The organism is Winogradskyella echinorum, from assembly GCF_014297365.1.
Taxonomy (GTDB): Bacteria; Bacteroidota; Bacteroidia; order Flavobacteriales; family Flavobacteriaceae; genus Winogradskyella; species Winogradskyella echinorum.
The window spans coordinates 1,329,234-1,348,895 of record NZ_JACOQD010000001.1 but is presented as its reverse complement, the minus strand read 5'-3'; the positions used below and the strand labels follow the sequence as shown (position 1 = coordinate 1,348,895).

Here is a 19,662-nt window from a genome sequence, read left to right as displayed (position 1 = left end):
TATAATTCTTCAACTACACTCAGTGTGACTGTCTCTTAAGAATGAAACTAATAAACTACATAAAACGCAACAAGATAAAATCGGCAATTGTCGCTATACTTCTTGTGGCTTATTATTTCTGTTTACCAAAACAATTATTCAAAGACCCAACAGCCACAGTAATAACAAGTAATTCTAATGAATTGCTAGGTGCACTTATTGCAGATGATGGACAATGGCGATTTCCTGCAAGTGATAGTATTCCAGATAAATTTAAAACCTGTATTCTTCAGTTTGAAGACGAATATTTTTACAAGCATCCTGGTTTTAATCCTATTTCAATTTTTAAAGCTTTAAAAGGCAATTTAAGTTCAGGTTCTGTAAAACGTGGAGGTAGCACTATTACACAACAAGTGATTCGTTTATCTCGAAAGGGACAATCGCGTACATATTTTGAAAAGTTTAAAGAATTAATTTTAGCCACACGACTAGAATTTAGGCTTTCTAAAGATGAAATATTAAATCTTTATGCCAGCTACGCTCCTTTTGGTGGCAATGTAGTAGGCATCGATGCTGCATCTTGGAGGTATTTTAATAGAAATGCTTCGGATTTATCATGGGCAGAAAGTGCAACCTTAGCCGTTTTACCAAATGCACCGAGTTTAATTTATCCAGGGAAAAATCAAAAACGATTATTAGATAAGCGCAATCGTTTATTGAAAAAGCTATTTGAAAATGGTACCATAGATGAATTAACTTATAGATTATCTATTGAAGAAGGTCTGCCGCAAAAACCTTATCCTTTACCACAAATTGCACCGCATTTACTTCAGAAAGTTGCTAAAAAACACAAAGGAGAACGCATTAAAACTACAGTAAAAACTTCGTTACAAGAGCAAACAAATTCTATAGTTAAACAACATTACAACCTATTAAAACAGAATGAAATTTATAATATTTCGGTTTTAGTTTTAGATGTCAATACACGAGAAGTGTTGGCTTATGTCGGCAATGCACCAACAGATAAAGCACATCAAAAAAGTGTTGATATTATTGATAAACCAAGAAGTACTGGCAGTATTTTAAAACCGTTTTTATACGCTTCAATGTTAGATGCTGGTGATTTATTACCCAATACTTTAGTGGCTGATGTGCCAACTCAATTTGGCAGTTACCAACCGGAAAATTTCAATAAATCTTACGATGGAGCTGTATTTGCAAATGAAGCCTTATCGCGATCATTGAACGTTCCTGCAGTGCGAATGCTTCAAGATTTTGGACTAGATCGCTTTTATCATTATTTAAAGCAGCTTCAACTCAAAGATTTAAAATACAATGCAAATCATTATGGTTTGTCTTTAGTGCTTGGAGGTGCAGAAAGTAATCTTTGGGATTTATGTAAAAGTTATGCTGCTATGGCTTCAACCTTGAATCACTTTAATGATAATTCGAGTAAATATTTTACCAACGAATTTGTCCAACCTACTTATATCAATGAAGAGGCTGTAAATTTTGGAAAGCTTCAAAATGAAAAAGACGTTTTTGACGCGGCTTCCATCTTTCTCACTTTTGAAAGTATGAAGCAAGTGAACCGACCAGAAGGTGATGATAGTTGGGAATATTACGATTCTTCACAAGAGGTGGCATGGAAAACAGGAACCAGTTTTGGATTTAGAGATGCTTGGGCCATTGGCACAACAAAAAATTATGTAGTTGGTGTTTGGGTTGGTAATGCAGATGGTGAAGGACGACCAGGTTTGGTTGGTGTACAAACCGCTGCTCCTATTCTATTTGATGTCTTTGATGTCTTACCTAAAAGTAAATGGTTTTCGCAACCATACGACGAAATGTTAGAAGTAAATATTTGTAAAAAAAGTGGCCATAGAGCTTCTTCAATTTGCGATGACACCGAAATGAGATATATTCAAAAAAGTGGGCAAAAAACAGCACCTTGTCCTTTTCATAAGTTGGTGCATTTGGATAATTCAGGGCAGTTTCAAGTGAATTCTTCATGTGAAGCCATTTCTAATATAAATAACACTCCTTGGTTTATTCTTCCTCCTTTGCAAGCTTATTATTTCAAAAATAAAAACCCATTTTACAAACCACTTCCACCTTACAGAAATGATTGTGCTGAAGCTTCAGGAATTAGTATGGAATTTATTTACCCAAATCAGCAAAGCACTATTTTTCTGCCTAAAGATTTTGATGGCAATACCAATGATTTAATACTAAAAGTTGCACATTCAAAACCAGAATTAGAACTCTATTGGTATATTGACAGTCAATTTGTTGGCAGTACAAAGGATATTCATGATATGGCTGTTATACCAACATCTGGAGATCATATAATTACTGTTATGGACGAACTAGGAAATGAACTAAAACATAAAATTACAATTTCGGAATGATTCCATTCAACTGCAAATTCCTATTTTTACAGAAATAAATCAACTTATTAGTTATGGAAATTGTTCAATTTATACATTCAAAATGGGCTTATTTAGTACTATTAGTATTAATATTAGCCACATTTAACGCACTTATTAAATTTTTCGGTGATAAAGAATTTGATGCCAAAGACTTTAGAATTTCATTGTTTGCACTGATTACAATGCACATTCAATTATTAATTGGCATTGTTCTGTTTTTTATGAAAGATTATTTTGGTACTATAAGCGAAGTTGGAGGTATGGGCGAAGTAATGAAAAATTCTGCCTTAAGAAACCTAATTGTAGAGCATCCGCTCACAATGATAATTGCAGTTACGTTAGTAACCATTGGTTATTCTAAACACAAAAAGAAACTAACTTCTAAGCCAAAATTTAAAATGTTAGCAATCTTCTATACCATTGCTTTAGTTTTAGTACTGGCAAAAATTCCTTGGAATCTTTGGTTTTAAGATAAAATTGAAAAAGCGTCTAGAAATAATTCTAGACGCTTTTTTTATGTTTTTAATTAATTTTATTTTTCTGTTTTAGTCTTTTCCGTTTTCACCTCTCTTATAAGATATATATACGCTGGGAAGTGATCACTAAAACCACCCGTAAAACCACCATCTGCGAAACTTCTAAACGGGTAACCTTTATAACGTCCACGTTTATTGGTTAGATAATATTTATTAAATATACCTGCTTTATAAAACCTAAATGAAGAATAATCTTTTTCTAAAAAAGGTTGGGTTATTAAGATCTGATCAAACAAACTCCAAGCATCTCTATAAGCATTAGAACCTAAACCTTTTTTAAAGAATTCTTCCATTGGATTGTAAATTCCTTTAAAACCAACTTTTTTAGGCTTTCTTTCTGCTTTTAAAACATCCTTTACACTTGCATTAGTTGGGTCATCATTTAAATCTCCCATTGTAATAATCTTAGCATAAGGATCTATGGACTGTAATGAATCAATTATACGTTTATTCAATTTTGCGGCACCAACTCTTTTAGACCTACTTCTTGCCTCACCACCACTTCGAGATGGCCAGTGGTTAACAATAATATGAATTAAATCACCTTCTAACTCACCACTAACTAACAACTGATCTCTTGTATAAACTCGCTTTCTAGTTAAATCATCATAAATTAATAATTCATGAGAACTAGTTGTTATAGGCTTAAAAAGCGCTTTTTGATAAATCATCGCCACATCAATTCCTCTTTTGTCTGGGGAATCAAAATGAATAATCCCATAATCTTTTTGTAACAACTGCGGGTCGTTAACTAGATCTACTAAGACTTGTCTATTTTCTACTTCAGAAACACCTAAAATTGCAGGTGTGTTCTTAGTATCTTCATATCCTATATCGGCAACTACTCTTGCCATATTCTTCACCTTTTTCTCATAAACTTCGGCTCTATTGGCTTCATTCATTTCCATAATAGGACTAGCCTCGTCGAATTTTACCGGATCATTAATACTATCAAATAAATTTTCTAAATTGTAGAAGGCTACAGTGTGGATTTTAAACTTCTTCTTTTCTTGAGCATTTACATTAATAAATGCAAAAATGAATAAGGTAATAATACAGAGATTTAATTTTTTCATATAGCGTATGTTATGTTAACATTAAGTACTTTACAAATCTTGAGCCAAAAGTATATATTTATTATAAATAATGTAAATTTGCACGCCCTAAATGCATTATAATTGAATCTACTAAGATTATTAACTTTAAAATTAAGTATGAAAAAAAGTTTAATTATTTTATTATTTGGAATTTTTTCTTCTTTTACAATGACAGCTCAAAGTACCATTATAAAAGGTAGTGTAAAAGATGCTGCATCTTCAGAACCAATTCCAGATGTAACAATAACTATTGAAGAAACACAGCAAACTACATCTACTGATGGCTTCGGAGAATTTATTTTTTCTAGTAATGTACCATTAGGAGAACAGGTTTTAAAAATTTCTAAACCAGGTTATGTTACTAAACGTTATCCTATTGTTGTAAACGAAGGTCAGACTGTTAACATTACAGATATGACTTTAGATATTGATGTATCTGATGATCTCGATTTATTTACAATAACACTTTCTGATGATGAACTAAATGATGACACAAGTGGTGCAGATAATATTTCTGGATTACTGTCTTCTTCATTAGATGTTTTCCAAAGAACTGCAGCTTTTGAATTTAGCTCATCATTCTTTAGAGTAAGAGGTTTAGATTCTGAAAACGGTTCTGTTTTAATTAACGGAATTGAAATGAACAAACTTTTTAACGGAAGACCACAATGGAGTAATTGGGGCGGATTAAATGACATGATGCGTAATCAAGTGTTAACGACAGGTCTTACACCATCTGACTACAATTTTGGTGGTGTTTTAGGAACATCTAATATAGTAGCTAGAGCTTCAAGTTATAGAAAAGGAGGCCGTTTTACTTACTCTTCTTCAAACAGAAGTTACACAAATAGAGTCATGGCAAGTTATGCTTCAGGTATGGTTGAAGGTGGCTGGTCTTATGCTTTTATGTTAGGAAGACGTTGGGGAGACGAAGGTTATCAAGATGCTACGCTATACGATTCTAATTCATTTTTTGCTGCAATAGAAAAGAAAATAAATGATAAACACAGCATAAACTTTACATCAATATATACACCAAATAGAAGAGGGAAATCTTCTCCTAATACTCAAGAGGTTTATGACCTTAAAGGTATAAAGTACAACGAATATTGGGGCGAATTAGATGGTGAACAACGTAACTCTCGTATAAAAGAAGTAGAAGAGCCAATTTTTATGCTTAACCATTATTGGGATATTTCTAACAAAACAAGTTTAAACACAAATATTGGTTATCAATTTGGGAAATTAAGTAATAGTAGATTAGATAATTCTGGCGGTGCAAATCCAAGTCCGGCATACTATCAAAACCTACCAAGTTATTACTTAGCTGATACAGATGGTCCTGATTATGCAGGTGCATATCAAGCTGAACAGAATTTTTTAAATGATGGACAAGTTAATTGGGAACGTCTATTAGATGCTAACACTACAAATAACATCAACGATTTAAGTAGTGCATATGCATTATACGAAGACCGATCTGATGATACACAATTAACAGTTAATTCGATTATTACTACCGAAATTAACGAGAATATAATAGTAAATGGTGCTGTAAATTATAAGAACTTTAAATCTGAAAATTTTGGTGAAATTATTGATTTATTAGGTTCAACTGTTGGTGTTTTAAATATAGATGCTTTTGACAACTATCAATTCGATACTCAAAACCCTAATAGGCTTGTAGGCGAAGGTGATAAGTATAGATATAACTATAACTTATATGCTGATATTATTTCTGCTTACGCTCAAGGACAATTTAAATATAATAAAGTAGATTTTTATGTATCTGCAAGTGTAACAAATACCACGTACCAAAGAGAAGGGTTATGGGAACATAGTAGATTTCTTGGCGATGGATCATTTGGAAAAGGTGAAGAATTAACTTTTACAGGTTTAGGAGCAAAAGCAGGATTTACTTATAAAATTTCTGGTAAGCATCTAATAGATTTAAATGCTGGTTATATAACAAGAGCACCAAGTTTACGTAATACATACTCTAACTCTAGAGAAAACCATAACATAGTTCAAAACATTGACGAAGAAAAAGTAAGCTCTGCTGATATAAGTTATATTTTTAGATCACCAATTGTTAAAGCTAAAATTACTGGATTTTATTCTAAAATAGAAGATGCCAACGAAGTTGGATTTTTCTTTGCTGATGGATTAAGTGGTGGTGCTGACATAGAAAATAATGATACTTCAGCTTTTGTTCAAGAGATATTACAAGGTGTAGACAAAAAACATTTAGGTGTAGAATTAGGTATTGAAGCACAAGTAACACCAACCATTAAATTAAAAGGTGCTGCTTCAGTTGGTCAGTATACTTATGATAATAATCCAGATTTATATTTAACTTCATCTAGTTTTAATACACCAGATGGTGCTATCGAATACGGACAAGCAAATTTAAAAGATTATAAACTTGCTGGAGGTCCTCAAAGAGCTGCTTCTATTGGTTTTGAATATAGAGATCCTGACTTCTGGTGGTTTGGTGCTACTGCGAACTTTTTCTCTAATGCTTATTTAGATATAAATACGCTAACTAGAACGCGCAACTTTTATTTAGACTCAGACGGCTTACCATTTAATGATTATGATGAAGAAATAGCAACAGAATTATTAAAACAAGAAAAGTTTGAAGATTACATGGTAGTGAACCTTGTTGGTGGTAAATCTTGGAAAATTGGAGATTACTATATTGGTTTATTTGCAAGTGTAGGTAACCTTTTAGATAAAGTATATAAAACTGGTGGTTTTGAACAAGGAAGAAATGCCAACTATAGAGAGTTAAGAGACGATAATGCAAATCCAACACGTGTTTTCGGACCAAAATATTGGTATGGACGTGGCACCAATTATTTTGTTAACTTAAACGTAAGATTCTAAAAAAAGAAAAATTAAAACAATAATATTACAACATTATGAAATGTGAAACATTCATGAATTCAATAATTTTAAATAAAAGTGTTATGAATAAAACGAATAAATTTTTAAAATTAATCCTAGTATTAGTTGCTTCTGTAGCTATTACATCTTGTGTACAAGATGACGACTACACAATACCTAGTAGTTTAGGAGATGAAGAAAATGCGCTTTTACAAACGCTTTTAACAGATGCAACAGAAGTTTCATTTGCGGAAGTTAAAGCGATGTATGATAATGATCCTAATGGAGATGGCGACAATGACGATGCTATGCCTTTTGAAGTAGATACAGATATATATGTAAAAGGTTATGTATCTTCATCTGACCAAACAGGAAACTTCTTTAAAGAATTTTACATTCAAGACAGTCCTTCTAACCCAACTGCAGCTCTAAAAGTAATTTTAAATAGAGTTGATACATACAACCAATTTAATTTTGGTAGAGAAGTATATATTAGCTTAAAAGGTTTATTTGTTGGTGAAGAGAGAACAGGAAATGGAATTACTACAATAGGTGGTTCTACTGAAACTGATCAATTTGGAACTACAGTAGAAAGCCTTAATGAAAACCAAATAAAACAATTTTTATTGAGATCAGAAACTACTGCAGAAATGACTCCTTTACCTGTATCACTTTCTCAAATAGCTAATATCCATGTTGGTTTATTGGTAAGCGTAAGTAATGTAGAATTTGCAGATAACTTAGCAGGATTACGTTATTTTGATCCAATTGAAACGTTTGATACAGCAAGAACATTACAAGCTTGTGAAGGTGCATCTTATACAGAACTTAGTTTAGAAACAAGTAGTTTCTCTACCTTTAAAAATGAACTACTTCCAACAGGTAATGGTACAATTACAGCCGTTGTAAGTAAAACGTTTGATGGTAGTAGTGTAATCTTAGCTTTAAACTCAACAGAAGATGTAGATATGGAAGGTGCAAGATGTACATTATCAACTCCTATTTTCTTTGAAGATTTTCAAGATGCTCAAGATAATACTAACTTAAACACTCCAGGTTGGGTTAATTTTGCAGAAGAAGGTGGCGAATTATGGACTGAACAATTATTTCAAGATATTGGTACAGCAGAGTTTTCTTCATTTAGTACAGGAGATGTACTTAACGTTGGTTGGTTAATTTCTCCAGGTATTGATATGGACGCGCAATCAAACGAACTTTTAAGCTTTAAAACTGCGCAACACCATTTAGATGTAGATTCTGAAGATAATGGTATTAAAGTTTATGTGTCTACAGATTTTGATGGAACAGATGTATTAGCAGCAACATGGGAAGAGAAAACAGCAACTTTCCCAACTTCTGATACTGCTTGGTATGAATTGATTGGATCAGGATTAATTGATTTATCATCTTATACAGGTACATTACATATAGCTTTTAGAGTAACTGGATCTGGAACAGATACTTCTCTAGATGGAGCATTTCAAATTGATGATGTTGCTGTAGTTGGTAACTAAATTATAGTAATCATAAAAATAAAACCTGCTGATTTTAGTCAGCAGGTTTTATTTTTTTAAGCATATCTTGTTATCATGTTAGATACATTATATATATCGATTTTTAATCATTACAAAAAGTCTCTAGGGAAGCGAAGCCTTATAGTTTCATTAGTCTATATAAATCTATTAGAAATTTCTATTATACTTGCCCTAGGCGCTTTCTTTTTGGCTTTTGCTAGTCAAATGAAAATGGCTGTAATGTCTAGTACTAAGTTTTGGGTTTTATTTATAATCATTGCTCTATTTGTAGCATTTAAAAATTGGATGCGTTTTAATGGAAAGAAAAGAACTATTCTTAACGCAAAATCTAAGCATAAAAAAACACCTGTTTACCTTTTATGGTTATTACCTTTAGGATGTTTTGCCATTGCATTTATCTTACTACAAGTGCAATAGTGTTGAGTGTATAAATAAAAAACGCCATCCTTATGGATAGCGTTTTAAAATTTTATTTGATAACAAATTTATTCACTCTTTTTCTCACCGTTGCAACATGCCTTTTTGCAATCTTCTTTGCAAGCAGCTTTTTCTGCTTCAGTTTTGTTAGCGCAACACGCTTTGTCACAATCTGCTTTACAAGATTTCTTCTCTGCTCCAAAGGAATCGACTTTGTGCATGTCTTTAACTTTATAGATATCTGCTACTTTAGTCACTGTTTCTTCTAAAGACTCAGGTGAAACTTTAGCTTCATCATATTCAACCATTGCTAAACGTTTGTCAAAATCAACTTTTGCAGACTTTACACCTTCCATTTTAGCCATTTTCTTTTCAATGGTTTTAGCACAACCCATAGCGCAAGTCATTCCATCTATTCCAAATTCTACTTTAGCATAGGTAGCATTTGGGTCTAAAGTGTAAGCTACATCTTTTTTAGAAACTTCTACATCTACAGTCTTTACTTCTGGTTGACTTTCATTCTTACAAGATGAAATAACCAATGCTAAAGTCAAAACGATACATATATTTTTTAATGTCTTCATAAATTAAAACGATTATATTTTGGATAAATCTAATAAATATTAGTGCTTCTTGCGAAAGAATTAACGAATTTTGTGACACTTTTACATAACTCTTGTATGAAAAACCTTAACATTAAGTGGATTTACCTATTAATACTATCAATAATATGGGGAAGTTCATTTATACTGATAAAAAAATCATTAACCGGTTTAACCGCCTACCAGCTCGGAGCACTTAGAACAATAATTACTGGTGTTATTTTACTTGCAGTTGGTTACTCTAAACTAAAGACTATACCAAAATCTAAATGGAAATGGCTTTGCATTTCTGGTCTTTTAGGTTCATTTTTACCGGCATTCTTTTTTGCCATTGCAGAAACAGAAATTGATAGTGCTGTAGCTTCAATATTAAACTCATTAGTGCCATTAAATACTATTTTATTAGGATTTGCTGTCTTTAAAATTGCATCAACAAAACGACAAGTGCTAGGTGTTATAATCGGCTTCATTGGTACAGCTATTTTAATCTTTAAAGGCTCAGAGTTAAATCCTAATCAGAATTATTTATATGCTGGTTTTGTGATTGCTTCTACGGTTATGTATGCGGCAAATGTTAATATTATAAAACGTTATTTACAAGAGGTGAAACCTTTGGCAATTGCAGCTGGTAATTATGTTTTTATTGTTATACCTGCATTGATTGTCCTTTTGTTTTCGGGTTTTTTTACTTCAGAAACATTTAGCAATCCTAACTTAACTAATGCATTATTGTATGTTACTATTCTTTCTGTTTTTGGAACAGCCATGGCAAAGGTGATATTTAATAATTTAGTACAAATTTCTACTCCTGTATTTGCATCTTCGGTAACCTATATTATGCCAATTGTTGCCTTGATTTGGGGAGTTATAGATGGTGAAGCTTTTAGTTTTATACAAGGTCTTGCAGCCCTATTAATATTAGTTGGTGTTTATTTATCTCATAAACGCAAAGCATAAAAAAAACCGAAGTTTTCACTTCGGTTTTTATAATTTATTAAGGACGTTGATACTTAATCGAAATCAGCATCAGTAACACCTTCATTTACTTTTAGATCTTTTATGATAAAAGCAATTTTACGTGGTCCGAAAGTCTGAGAAAGTTTAAATGGAAACAATATACCTCCCACTTCTTTATAATCCTCGAAAAACATAGTTTGCGAACCTGCTGGAGAAGATTTTACTTCGGCAATTTTTAATCCAGTTTCAACACTGTAGTAAATTGATGTATTCTCACCTGCATTTACCTTGTATGCTTTTTGTCCATCAAAAACTTCAATTTTTTCTAAAGTTGCACCACCGTTTAAGTAGTTAATTTCAGGAAAAGGAGACGACTCTAGTTGTGCTGCCTTTACTTGATCTTCTGTCATTTCAACCTTTTGACCACCAGCTGAAGAATATCCTGCACTACCATCTAATACTTGTTTTTGAGCTCCCATTGGAGTTTTAACAATTTGTAACAATTGGTTCTTAGTTGTTTTCTTCATTTCAAGGTTTAACATCACTCCTGGTTGCAACTCAGCTTCAGCTTGCATTGAAACAGAGTTTACATTATCTAACTTAGCTTTTCCACCTATTTTTTCAATATATGTATTTAAAACCTTAGTTACATCCATATCTGCTGGTATCGGGATTTCAAATACTGGCTTCTCAACAGACTTTGCATAAGTATCGTAATACTTAATAGGAATACCTGTTTTTTCAAGATTCTCTATAACTTCACTTCCTTTACCAACAACAACAATACGCGCGTTTTCTGTTTTAAAATACTTATTTGCAACACGAGTAACATCCTCTTTACTAACCGCATTAATTTTTTCTAAGTACGTTGTATAGAAATCATGTGGTAAATCATTTAGCTTAATATCTAATGCATAACGTGCTATGGTTTGAGGGCTTTCTAAAGCCAATACAAAGTCACCAACATATTTTGCTTTAGCGTTTGCTAAATCTTTAGAATCAACTGGTTCTGTTTTTATACGGTTTATCTCCTTTAATGTTTCTACAACTGCACTATCTGTTACAGCATTTCTTACAGCTGCTCCAGCTGTAAAACGAGATGCATTCCATCTACTTGTACCAACGCTAGAACGTGCTCCGTAAGTATAACCATGTTCTTCACGAAGATTCATGTTTAAATAACTACCAAATCCACCACCTAAAATTTTATTAGCAATTAAAACAGAGTGATAATCTTCATCCTTCTTTTTTAAATCTACATTGTTAGTCAATGATATATTAGACTGAACCGCATTTGGCATATCAACAAAGTTAATTTGCGTGTATTGTGCATTTGCCTGTGGTTCTGGTAACGAAATATCTATACTCGCAGCTTTTTCCCATTTACTAAAATGCTTTTTAAGTTGCTTTTTTACATCTCTAATATCTACATCACCTACTACTACAATATATGCATAGTTTGGGTTAAAATATTTTTCGTAAAATGCTAATACATCTCCAAACTCTATGTTCTTTACTGTATCTTCAGTTAAAAATTCTCCTCTTGGGTGATTAACACCATACGATAAAGCCGAACCTACTCGACTTGCAACTGCATCAACACTTTTTTCATTAGACTTTATGCTCTCTATAAGTTTTTCCTTTTCTTTTTCAAACTCTTCTTTAGTTAATAAAGGATTAATTGCTGCATCTGCCATTAACTCAATAATTCTATCAGAATATTTAGATAATGAACTTGCAAAACCTCCTTGAGCGCTAAAACCAAGTCTTGCACCTAAGAAATCTATTTCTTCGTTAAATTCATCTTTAGAGATATTAGTAGTTCCATTTCCTAACATTGCTGCTAGAATACTAGAAACTCCTGCTTTTTTACCTTCAGTAATTGGTTTATTATCTATAGTAAGCGAATAAGATACTCTTGGTAATTTATGGTTTTCTACAACCAGAACTTTTATGCCATTTTTTAATTCAAATTCACCAGGAACTTCTAAAGTAATTTTAGGAGCAGGACCTGGCTCAGGCATTTTAGATCGATCTATTTGAGCATTTACTCCCATTGCCATTAAAAACAATACGACAAATGCAGATATTTTAGTTTTCATATTAAAATTAGTTTTCATCTTATTTATCATCTTTTTTCGGTAAATACTCAAGTACTAAACGTTGGTTTTTGTTTAAATACTTTTTAGCAACATCTCTCATTTCTTCTCTCGTAATAGAACGGTAAATGTCAATTTCATTATTAATTAAGTTAACATCACCATATAACATATAGTAACGTGCTAAAGAGTTAGCAATACCAGAAATACTAGAATTAGAATTTACAAACTGATTTTCGAATTGATTTTGAAGTTTTTGATAAGCACGCTCAGAAATTAAATCTGTTTGAATGTTTACGATCTCTTCATCCATTTCAGAAATTAAAGTTTCTAAAGTTGTTTCGCCTAATGGTAATCCGAATAAAGCGTAAATACCATAATCTTCTTGGCTAATATTTACAGCTTGTACTTGTAATGCTTGTTTTTGCTCATCAACTATTTTCTTATATAAAACCGAACTTTTTCCACCACTTAAGTAACTAGAAATCATATTTAATACATACGAATCTCTATGCTTAAAAGAAGGAGTTCTATATGCTGCAATAACCGCTGGAATTTGAATATTTGGATCATAAGCTGTTCCTGTCATTGACTCAGTTATAGGTTCTTCTCTTGGAAGGTCTCTTACAACATCCTCTCCTCTAGGAATTGGTCCAAAATAATCTTTAATCATTTTCTTAACAGCAGCTTTATCAATATCTCCAGCAACAACTAATACAGCATTGTTTGGCACATAATATTTTTTGTTAAATGCCTGAAACTCTTCTAACGTAGCAGCATCTAAATGTGCCATTTCGCCTATAGTAGTGCCTTTATAAGGATGCACTTTAAACATACGTTTCTTAATTTCGGCTAAAATGTTACCGTAAGGCGAATTATCTACACGCAAACGCTTTTCTTCTTTTACAACTTCATTTTGTGTATCTACACCTATTTGATTAATGATTGGGTGCATTAAACGTTCCGATTCCATCCATAAACCTAATTCTACACTATTAGAAGGGAATACTTCATAGTAATATGTTCTGTCATCAGTAGTGTTAGCATTGTTACTACCACCATTAGAAGTTACAATATTAAACCATTCTCCACGCTCAATATTTTCTGTGCCTTCAAATAATAAATGCTCAAAGAAGTGAGCAAATCCTGTACGTTCTGGATTTTCATCTTTAGCACCTACATGGTACATTACAGAAGTTGTTACAACTGGAGCTGTATTGTCTTGATGCAAAATAACATGCATTCCGTTGTCTAAATCGTACTCTTCAAATTCTACTTTTTGTGCATTGGAATGAAACCCAACAAACAATAAAAGCGATAGAGTAAATAAGCTTTTTTTCATTATTAAGTGTGTTTAAATTTTAAATTGTTTAAAGTTAGTCTTTACTAAATGTTGATTGTTACACTAAGTCTAACAAAAATAAGTAATGATTACTCTTTTTTAACATAATAAAATGTGAAAATGTATTAACTAATCATTTTGAGTCTATTATTTTTTTTTAATCTTTATGAAAACTCACTAAAAAAAGCTGCTGAAAACGCCCGAAACGTTTGTGAATTACGAATTTAGGAGTATATTTGCATCCGCTTTCTGAGAAGAAGGCCATTTATTTAATAAACAAATTAATAAAAACGTTACGCTATGTACGCAATTGTAGAGATAGCAGGGCATCAATTTAAAGTTGAAAAAGACCAAAAAGTTTTTGTTAACCGTTTATCTACTGAAGAAGGTAAGAAAGTTTCTTTCGATAATGTTCTTTTAATAGGTGATGGTAACAATGTTACTTTAGGCGCCCCAGCTATAGACGGAGCACAAGTAAGTGCAAAAGTCCTTAAGCACCTTAAAGGTGATAAAGTGATAGTTTTCAAAAAGAAAAGACGTAAAGGTTACCGTGTTAAGAATGGACACAGACAATCTTTAACTGAAATCGTAATTGAAAGTATTGTTGCTTCAGGAGCTAAAAAAGCAGCTCCAAAAAAAGAAACTAAGAAAGCTGAACCTAAAGTAGAAGCGAAAGCTGCTGCTCCAAAAGCTGAAAAAGCTGCACCAAAAAAGGCTGCACCTAAAAAAGCAACTGGTAAAGCTGACGATTTAAAGAAAATTGAAGGTATTGGGCCAAAAATAGCATCTACATTAGTAGAAGCAGGTATCGCTACTTTTGCTGATTTAGCTAAGGCTAAACCAGAAGCAATTTCTGAAATCATCGCAGGTGTACGTGGAAACCACGTAACTGATACATGGCCAGCACAAGCTAAATTAGCAGCAGATGGCAAGTGGGATGAGCTTAAAAAATGGCAAGACGAATTAGATGGTGGTAAAGCATAATTGCTAAACCGCTTAAGTATAACAATATAAAACTTATAGATCATGGCTCATAAAAAAGGAGTTGGTAGTTCGAAGAATGGTAGAGAATCAGAATCGAAACGTTTAGGCGTTAAGATTTTTGGTGGACAAGCTGCTATTGCTGGTAACATTATCATAAGACAACGTGGTAATACACATCACCCAGGTGAAAACGTTTACCAAGGAAAAGACCATACTTTACATGCTAAAGTTGATGGTTTAGTAAAATTCACTAAGAAAAAGGACAATAAGTCTTACGTTTCTATTGAGCCTTTTGAGGCTTAAGAAATTATTTTTCTTTGTCTACTGAAGCTTTAACGAAAGTAGATTACAAACAAATTAAACCCTCTCTGAAAACAGAGAGGGTTTTTTATTTGTCATATATTTTTGCTATGCTGAATTTATTTCAGCATCTCGTTTATTCTATTTGAAAAGATATTCTGAAACGGGTTCAGAATGACACTTAACCATATAATTTACAATAAATTTTATGATTTTTGGTTTTCTTAATAACTCCTAGCCATAGCTTATGAAACAATTTATTCTCTTAATTTTTATGTTAAGCCTAATAATGAGTTGTAAATCTTCTCAAAGTAAAACTCAACTCATCACCGAAAATCAAGCCCTAAAAGAACGCATCAAAAAACTTGAAGCTGTTGATACAGTAAATAAAGAAGTTGCTCTTGAGGTGAAAAAAATGAATGTGGTTTACAGAGGTGTTGCTAATCCTATATACATTTCAAAACCAAATGCTTTGTCTTTTGAAGCAACTGCACCAGGACTGGTAAAAAAAGACAATAAAGGTAACTATGTATTATCTGCAAGAAGTGGTAATTCAGTTGATATAAAAATTAAGTCTGTACTTAAAAACGGTGATTCTTTAACTGAAACTAAGACTTTAAGAATTAAAGATATTGGAAAATTAAACGGTACAATTAACGGTTTAGGTTTTGGCAACAAATGTGAAATAAGGCTAACGAAAGAAGAGTTAAAAAAAGCAACAATAGGGGTAAAGGTAAATGACTTTTTATTTGATTGGAACTTTGTGGTAGCTGAATTTAAAGTAGCATACAATGAAGAAATAATACTTGATAATGATGGATTTAAGTTTACAGATTCATCGAAACAAGTAATAAAAGAATTAAAAGTAAATGATTTGATTATAATATTTGATATTAAAGTATTTATCTCAGGAATAAATACTTACCGTACCAAAAACCCTGCTCCAATCACTGTTAGAATAATAGAATAAACATTACACAATCTCCATCTTCTTCAACAGAAAACTAGCATTCATATTCTGGCAAACACCTTGTTTTAATTTGTAGTCAAAATAAAGCTCGTCGTTAATGATTTCGGCATCAAAGTAGTAGTTCTTAACGGCTTTTAGTTCTTTTTCGATTTCTGTTAGACTTAAATCGTGTGTGGCAATAATGCCTGTAGCATTAAGTTTTACAAGTTTTTCTACAAACTTACGTGAACCTATAGCCTTATCTGTGCTGTTGGTTCCTTTTAATATTTCATCTAAGATGATAAAATAATTAGTGTCTTTTTCAACGGTGTCAACAACAAATTTAAGTCGTGTTAATTCACTAAAAAAGTAAGAACTGTCATCTGTTAACGAATCTGTAGTTCGCATACTTGTAACGAGTTTAATCGGCTTGTACTTACTGTGCTTAGCACAAACTGGTAGTCCAACATTTGCCATTACAATATGAAGCGCAACCGTTCTTAAAAAAGTACTTTTTCCAGCCATATTGGCTCCTGTAACTATAAAGAATTGTTCTTCTTCTAGTTTTAAATCACTATCAACGCGCTTCTCTGCATTTAACAATGGATGTCCTAATCCTGTAGCCGATATTGTGTTCGATTCGTTTGTAATTTCTGGATAAGAAAATTCTTGATGATTAAAAGCATAATTTCCAAAGCTATTGTAGGCATCGAAGAAAGTAACGACTTCAAACCAATCTTCTACCTTATCTGCATATTTAGTAATCCACTCTTCTATTCTGTAACTGTTTCTAATATCAATTAAAAAATAACCGTTACCCAAAATAGCTGAAATAAGATTGTTTCTATTATCCAAAGCATCTAAAGCTTTTGAAAACTGTGAGAATATATCTGAAGCTCTACGACTTTCAGACTGAATTAGCTTTTGTTTGGTTTTCAATAATTCAGAATTAAACTCTGATGTCTCAATAGCTTTTAACAACAATGCATATTGCCTAAAAGTATCCTTCGCTCGCTCAGTATATTGCGCAAGTACGTTTATTTTTTTCAAATAACGACCTGTAATTCCAAGACCGAATAGCAACCAATAACCTATAATTGAAATAGGAATAATTTCAGCAATTCCTAATCCTAAAAGCACTATTGAGGCCATACCAAAACCAATTGCTAATGCATATTGCGTTTTTCCTAAAAACGGTTGATAGTCCTTTAGCCACGTAATAATAGAAACTGCCGAGTGTTCCGTTTCAATACCTTGGGATACAGCCGAATAGTTTTGTCTCCATTTTGGTAATGATGCTAACTCTTGAATAGCTTCTTGCCTCTTTTTAATATGAGAAATATCATTTGCGAGCAATTGTTGAATTAATTTATCTGTTCCTTCTTTTATTGCAGTTCTGTTTATAAAATGAAAGAATGATCCCTTTCCAAATAAGTCGATATCTAAACTATAGAAATGCTTTGGGTTTTGAAATTGTGAGCCATCTGCTCTATCATGAAAATCACCTGAAGCTATCTTAAGCTCATCTTCATTAATAACTGCTAATCTTTTGTGCAGTGCTCTTTGAGTTTTTAAATCTGTGTATTTAGATAATAAAAAAAGAAAAACAGTAATACCGACAACACCAATTATAGCAGCAATTTTCCATTGCCCAAACGTAAAATAAACACCAAATGCCGTTAATACAAAAACAGAAAGTCTTAGTAAACTAAATAAGCTCATTTGCTTAAAAATACGCTTAGACTCTTGCTGATGTATTTCTAATTGTTCAGTATAAAAAGCATGTGGGTTTTGCATAATGTTACTTAAAGTTCGGAATCATCAATAGCTGTAAATACAGACAAAATGATTTCTACAGCGTTTACATAAAACTCTGGAGTAATGTCTTTAAAATCGTCCGTTGGTTTATGATAAGCTGCATGATCTTCGTTGCCAAAGTAAAGGAAAGGTATTTTGGCAGAATGAAATGGTCCATGATCCGAAGCCATAGTCCAATCTTGTTTTCCGTCAGTTCCATCATGTCCTTGTGATAATTTTGAAGAAGTTGGATTTTTAAAACTATTAAGAATTGACGAAAGCCATTCTGTATAACGTGCACCAACAACATATAATTCGTCCTTATTACTACGGCTAATCATATCCATATTTAAGTTCACTAAAATTTTGCTTTTATCAAAAGTTTCTACAAAATGTTTAGCGCCTCTTAGACCTAATTCTTCAGCATCAAAGGCAGCTAATATAACCGAGTGTTTAGGAGGATTCTTTATAAAATATTCTGCAAATGCAAACAATGCAGCAACACCAGATGCATCATCATCTGCTCCATTATATATTTTTCCGTTATGTACACCCAAATGATCATAATGTGCACTAATAACTATATACTTTTCGGGTGTTTCGGTTCCTTTAATTTCTGCTAAAACGTTAACCGCTTTATATTCCTTTTTTCTTGCTGTAAATGAAAAAGGTTGTTCAAAGTTATCGTTATAGCCGGTAATATTCAGCTTTTCAAACTGTTTAATAATATAAGCTCTAGCCGAGTCGTTACCTTTTTCGCCAGTTCTGCGGCCTTCATATTGGTCTGAACTTAAGGTTTCAACATGCTTTAAGAGATTGTTTTTATCAATTTTTATGTTTTTATTTTGCGCAAAACCAAATACAGTAAAAAGGAGAAGAAAAGTAAGGTTAGTTAATTTTTTATTCATGTTAGGGATTTAAAATTGGAACTAAATTTAAACAAAAAATCCTAAGCACTCACTTAGGATTTTTATAAATATATGTTATAATTTTTAGCCTTTTAGACTTGCTGCTAAATACTCACGATTCATACGTGCAATATTCTCTAGAGAAATGCCTTTTGGACATTCCACTTCGCAAGCTCCAGTGTTAGTACAGTTACCAAAACCTTCTTCGTCCATTTGTTTTACCATGTTAAGAACACGGTCTGTAGCCTCTACTTTTCCTTGTGGTAATAATGCAAACTGAGATACTTTTGCTCCAACAAATAACATTGCAGAAGAGTTTTTACAACTTGCCACACAAGCACCACAACCAATACAAGTTGCTGCAGAAAACGCATCATCAGCATCGTGTTTATTCACTGGAATTGCATTAGCATCAATAGTATTTCCTGAAGTGTTTACAGAGATAAATCCTCCAGCGTGTTGTATACGATCAAAAGAACTTCTATCTACAATTAAATCTTTAACCACAGGAAATGCTGTTGCTCTAAATGGCTCAATTGTAATTGTATCTCCATCTTTAAACATACGCATATGTAACTGACAGGTTGTGATTCCACGGTCTGGACCATGTGCTTCGCCATTAATATATAAAGAACACATCCCACAGATACCTTCACGACAATCATGATCGAAAGCTACTGGCTCTTCTCCTTTGTTTATTAACTGTTCGTTTAGTACATCTAACATTTCAAGGAAAGACATATCTGGTGAAATATCGGTGACTTTGTAGTCGACCATACTCCCTTTATCACTTGCGTTTTTTTGACGCCAAATTTTCAGTGTTAAATTCATATTCATAG

At 32.5% G+C, this 19,662-nt stretch carries 16 protein-coding genes; 9 read left to right on the top strand and 7 right to left on the bottom strand.

The genetic code is table 11. The features are described from left to right. Positions 1–41: 41 nt before the first annotated feature. A complete protein-coding gene (gene pbpC, locus H8K90_RS06005) occupies positions 42–2,390 on the top strand; it encodes a penicillin-binding protein 1C (RefSeq protein WP_186845013.1) in 2,349 nt (782 codons plus the stop codon). Positions 2,391–2,443: 53 nt separating this feature from the next. Next, positions 2,444–2,881: a hypothetical protein gene (locus H8K90_RS06000; protein ID WP_186845012.1), complete on the top strand. Its 438-nt coding sequence runs from the start codon at positions 2,444–2,446 to the stop codon at positions 2,879–2,881. 62 nt (positions 2,882–2,943) lie between these two features. Here H8K90_RS06000 and H8K90_RS05995 read toward each other — a convergent pair whose 3' ends face one another. Beyond that, entirely contained in the window at positions 2,944–4,023 is a 1,080-nt protein-coding gene (locus H8K90_RS05995) for an endonuclease/exonuclease/phosphatase family protein (RefSeq protein ID WP_186845011.1), read from the bottom strand. 138 nt (positions 4,024–4,161) lie between these two features. Between H8K90_RS05995 and H8K90_RS05990 the strand changes: the two genes are divergently transcribed. The 3 genes from H8K90_RS05990 (at position 4,162) to H8K90_RS05980 (ending at position 8,885) form a co-directional block, all read left to right on the top strand. Beyond that, complete coding sequence (locus H8K90_RS05990; RefSeq protein WP_186845010.1) at positions 4,162–6,933, top strand: TonB-dependent receptor; 2,772 nt, start codon at positions 4,162–4,164, stop codon at positions 6,931–6,933. 83 nt (positions 6,934–7,016) lie between these two features. Next, positions 7,017–8,447 (top strand): DUF5689 domain-containing protein, encoded by a 1,431-nt coding sequence (locus H8K90_RS05985; protein WP_186845009.1) that lies wholly within the window; start codon positions 7,017–7,019, stop codon positions 8,445–8,447. A gap of 75 nt (positions 8,448–8,522) precedes the next feature. Beyond that, positions 8,523–8,885, top strand: coding sequence for a hypothetical protein (locus H8K90_RS05980; protein WP_186845008.1), 363 nt, complete (start codon positions 8,523–8,525; stop codon positions 8,883–8,885). A gap of 68 nt (positions 8,886–8,953) precedes the next feature. Here H8K90_RS05980 and H8K90_RS05975 read toward each other — a convergent pair whose 3' ends face one another. Beyond that, the gene (locus H8K90_RS05975; protein ID WP_186845007.1) at positions 8,954–9,469 is read right to left on the bottom strand and encodes a cation transporter; all 516 of its coding nucleotides are present in this window, start codon (positions 9,467–9,469) and stop codon (positions 8,954–8,956) included. A 96-nt stretch (positions 9,470–9,565) separates the two neighbouring features. On the opposite strand from H8K90_RS05975, the gene H8K90_RS05970 reads away from it, so the two are divergent. Continuing rightward, positions 9,566–10,444: a DMT family transporter gene (locus H8K90_RS05970; protein ID WP_186845006.1), complete on the top strand. Its 879-nt coding sequence runs from the start codon at positions 9,566–9,568 to the stop codon at positions 10,442–10,444. A 53-nt stretch (positions 10,445–10,497) separates the two neighbouring features. On the opposite strand, the gene H8K90_RS05965 is transcribed toward H8K90_RS05970, so the two are convergent. Continuing rightward, positions 10,498–12,546 carry a M16 family metallopeptidase gene (locus tag H8K90_RS05965; RefSeq protein ID WP_186845005.1) on the bottom strand — a complete coding sequence of 683 codons (2,049 nt, stop codon included), beginning with the start codon at positions 12,544–12,546 and terminating at the stop codon, positions 10,498–10,500. 19 nt (positions 12,547–12,565) lie between these two features. Then, positions 12,566–13,885, bottom strand: coding sequence for a M16 family metallopeptidase (locus tag H8K90_RS05960; protein WP_186845004.1), 1,320 nt, complete (start codon positions 13,883–13,885; stop codon positions 12,566–12,568). 300 nt (positions 13,886–14,185) lie between these two features. Between H8K90_RS05960 and rplU the strand changes: the two genes are divergently transcribed. From rplU to H8K90_RS05945, 3 genes are all read left to right on the top strand, one after another. Then, the gene (gene rplU, locus H8K90_RS05955) at positions 14,186–14,869 is read left to right on the top strand and encodes a 50S ribosomal protein L21 (RefSeq protein WP_186845003.1); all 684 of its coding nucleotides are present in this window, start codon (positions 14,186–14,188) and stop codon (positions 14,867–14,869) included. A gap of 42 nt (positions 14,870–14,911) precedes the next feature. Beyond that, positions 14,912–15,172: a 50S ribosomal protein L27 gene (rpmA, locus tag H8K90_RS05950; protein WP_013869859.1), complete on the top strand. Its 261-nt coding sequence runs from the start codon at positions 14,912–14,914 to the stop codon at positions 15,170–15,172. A 244-nt stretch (positions 15,173–15,416) separates the two neighbouring features. After that, on the top strand, positions 15,417–16,139 hold the full coding sequence (locus H8K90_RS05945; protein ID WP_186845002.1) for a GldM family protein: 723 nt from the start codon (positions 15,417–15,419) through the stop codon (positions 16,137–16,139). Positions 16,140–16,142: 3 nt separating this feature from the next. On the opposite strand, the gene H8K90_RS05940 is transcribed toward H8K90_RS05945, so the two are convergent. From H8K90_RS05940 to H8K90_RS05930, 3 genes are all read right to left on the bottom strand, one after another. Beyond that, positions 16,143–17,915, bottom strand: a complete 1,773-nt coding sequence (locus tag H8K90_RS05940; protein ID WP_186845001.1) for a MutS-related protein — start codon at positions 17,913–17,915, stop codon at positions 16,143–16,145. An 8-nt stretch (positions 17,916–17,923) separates the two neighbouring features. Next, entirely contained in the window at positions 17,924–18,823 is a 900-nt protein-coding gene (locus H8K90_RS05935) for a M20/M25/M40 family metallo-hydrolase (RefSeq protein ID WP_186845000.1), read from the bottom strand. Between the two features lie 84 nt (positions 18,824–18,907). After that, positions 18,908–19,654, bottom strand: coding sequence for a succinate dehydrogenase/fumarate reductase iron-sulfur subunit (locus H8K90_RS05930; protein WP_186844999.1), 747 nt, complete (start codon positions 19,652–19,654; stop codon positions 18,908–18,910). Between the last annotated feature and the right edge of the window lie 8 nt (positions 19,655–19,662).